4 protein-coding genes are annotated in these 2,598 nt (G+C 49.9%); 3 read left to right on the top strand and 1 reads right to left on the bottom strand.

Translation table 11 applies throughout. The features are described from left to right. The 3 genes from HWQ67_RS16060 to HWQ67_RS16050 all read left to right on the top strand — a co-directional run. Positions 1-500, top strand: a 500-nt coding sequence (locus HWQ67_RS16060) for a 4Fe-4S dicluster domain-containing protein (RefSeq protein WP_218253697.1), incomplete at its 5' end; no start/stop codon positions are given. A gap of 113 nt (positions 501-613) precedes the next feature. Beyond that, the gene (locus HWQ67_RS16055; protein ID WP_218253696.1) at positions 614-832 is read left to right on the top strand and encodes a hypothetical protein; all 219 of its coding nucleotides are present in this window, start codon (positions 614-616) and stop codon (positions 830-832) included. Between the two features lie 290 nt (positions 833-1,122). Then, positions 1,123-2,271, top strand: coding sequence for a Fic family protein (locus HWQ67_RS16050; RefSeq protein WP_218253695.1), 1,149 nt, complete (start codon positions 1,123-1,125; stop codon positions 2,269-2,271). Positions 2,272-2,350: 79 nt separating this feature from the next. On the opposite strand, the gene HWQ67_RS16045 is transcribed toward HWQ67_RS16050, so the two are convergent. Next, on the bottom strand, positions 2,351-2,598 hold a 248-nt coding region (locus HWQ67_RS16045), incomplete at its 5' end, for a hypothetical protein (protein WP_218253694.1).

The raw sequence follows: 2,598 nt of genomic DNA, 5'->3' as shown, positions 1-2,598 counted from the left end.
CGAGAATAGACGACGCCAACGTCAAGAACTTCTGCGAAGTGCCCTCAACAATAGCCTCATGCCCAACCAGCGCTATCAGCCCCGACCCGGCAAAGAAGAGCGTCAAGATAAAGCTCGAAAAGTGCATGTACTGCGGTAACTGCTACTCCGTCTGCCCGGCCATGCCTATAGCCGATCCGGAAAATGACGGCGTTGCTATCGTCGTTGGCGGCAAGGTCGCAAACCTCAGAAGCGCCCCGACGTTCTCCAAGTTGGCTATACCGTGGCTGCCAAACAATCCACCCAGATGGCCGGAGGTCACCGATGCAGTAAAGAAAATCCTCAACGCCTACATCAAGGGCGCCAAAAAACACGAGAGAGTTGGCGAATGGATAGGCAGGATCGGATGGGAGAAGTTCTTCCAGGAGGCCGACCTCGAGTTCAAGATGCAGCACGTGGACGACTTCACTTTTGCTCGTGAGACATTCAGAACCACGGCAGCCTTTAAGTGGACAACATAGACAAAAACCAATGAAAGATTCAGAGCAGGGAATGGGTCGTGGGATGGAAACGTATATCCCACACCTGCCCCTGCCTCTCTTTTAGATTACAAAGAAGATAAGAGGTACCACAAATGGAAAAAGAAGAACTCAAAAAGGTAATTTATGACCTGGTAGAGGCCTCAACCGGTAAGAAAAAACTCAAACAAACCGATATCCTCAAAAAGGTATCTGCCGACCAGGGCGTGGAAAAAGACGAGGTCAAGGCAGCACTGAGGGAACTGGTGGATGCCGGTACGTTGATCTTTACTTATTTTGGTGGCAGCTACATAGAGGTACCCCCAAAAGAGTAAAGCGACTCACTGTGAACAAGATAAAAGAAGGGGTCAGTGGGAGCTTCTTCGTAGCCGGGGTGCCTCATTGCCCCGCGACACAATGTCGCTCCACCCCCCTTCTTTTTTTTGCTGTATATGAACCAAACAAAGAATTGATGGCCTTGCCCTCCCTCACAACCCCTTGACCCCGTAAAAATACCGCGTATTCTGTCTTTAACCCAATCGAAATATGCTATGAATGTTTAGAATAAATTTTGTTGCTTTTGCGGAGAATATCCTTTATAATATCTGCATAGCAAGCGTAGATTATGGCTACATACATTCACGAATTACCTGACTGGCCTCATTTCCAGTGGGATGAAAAGCATCTTGCCGTAAAGCTTTCCGCCGTGCGCCACCGGCAAGGGCGAATCTTAGGTCGCCTCGAAGGTTTAGGGATCAATCTGTGCAAGGAAGCCTCGTTGCTGACTCTGACGGAAGAAGTCGTTAAGTCAAGTGAAATCGAAGGCGAAATCCTGGATCGTAATCAGGTACGCTCCTCGCTTGCCCAACGCCTTGGCGTGAACATCGGTGCGTTGGCACAAGCGGATCGTTATATCGAAGGTGTCGTCAATATGATCCTTGATGCAACGCAGAACTATAGCAGTCCTCTGACCGCTGAAAGGCTGTTTGGCTGGCACGCAGCGTTGTTTCCAACCGGCTATAGCGGTTTACACAAAATTGCCGTCGGCAAATGGCGCACGGATAAATCGGGGCCGATGAGGGTTGTCTCCGGCGCTGTTGGCAATGAACACATCCATTTCGAGGCACCGGCATCTGAACGACTTTATAAGGAAATGGCTGTTTTTCTTGAATGGCTCAACGGCAAAGCAAACGGAATCAACATCGATCCGGTTTTAAGAGCCGCTATCGCACATATCTGGTTCGTCACCATTCACCCGTTTGAGGACGGCAACGGTCGTATTGGCAGGGCCATTGCCGATATGATGCTGGCGCGTTCGGAACAGAGCAGTCTGCGATTCTACAGTATGTCATCGCAAATCCGCAAAGAACGTAGCCAATATTATGACTATCTCGAAGACGCCCAAAAGGGCGATCTCAACATCACCAGGCATCTTGAATGGTTTCTCGATTGCATGGATCGCGCCTTTGACAACGCCGAAATCATCTTGAGGGATGTTCTAAAAAAAGCCCGCTTTTGGGAACGCCATAGTGGAGAGACCTTCAACGATCGTCAACGCAATATAATTAACCGGTTGATGGACGGTTTTGAAGGCAAGCTGACTTCATCCAAATGGGCGAAAATCGCCAAATGCTCACAAGACACGGCAGGGCGAGACATTTACGATCTTATCAAACGCCACATCCTGAAAAAAGATGCTGCCGGAGGCCGCAGCACCAGCTACTCGCTGGTGGAAGATAAAGACAGTGGCGTAAATCCTGCCAGCCATGGTTGATTGTGGTACCACCAAGAAGATACTGTCAAGGTGGCAAAGAGTGGCGAGCCACCCCTTTCTTTCCCTTCTTCTTCTTTTATTATAAGGCGACATGAATGCTTCGGTGGTAGTCTTGGATGGTTTTGATGCCAGGTTCTTTGGCCTTGAGCATTTCAATGGCGTTTACGAGTGCCCTGGCGCCGGCTACGGTTGTCGAGTACGGAACCTTGTACTGAAGTGCCGCTGTGCGGATCGAGTGGGAGTCGGCCTTGGCCTGGGCGCCGGAGACCGTGTTGATGATGTAACTGATCTCCTTGTTCTTTATGCTGTCCACGATGTGAGGACGAC

Origin of the sequence: Candidatus Magnetobacterium casense, from assembly GCF_019173545.1 — a bacterium.
GTDB classification, from domain to species: domain Bacteria; phylum Nitrospirota; class Thermodesulfovibrionia; order Thermodesulfovibrionales; family Magnetobacteriaceae; genus Magnetobacterium; species Magnetobacterium cryptolimnobacter.
The sequence above is the reverse complement of the archived record's forward strand: the minus strand, read 5'-3'. Positions and strand labels throughout refer to the sequence as shown.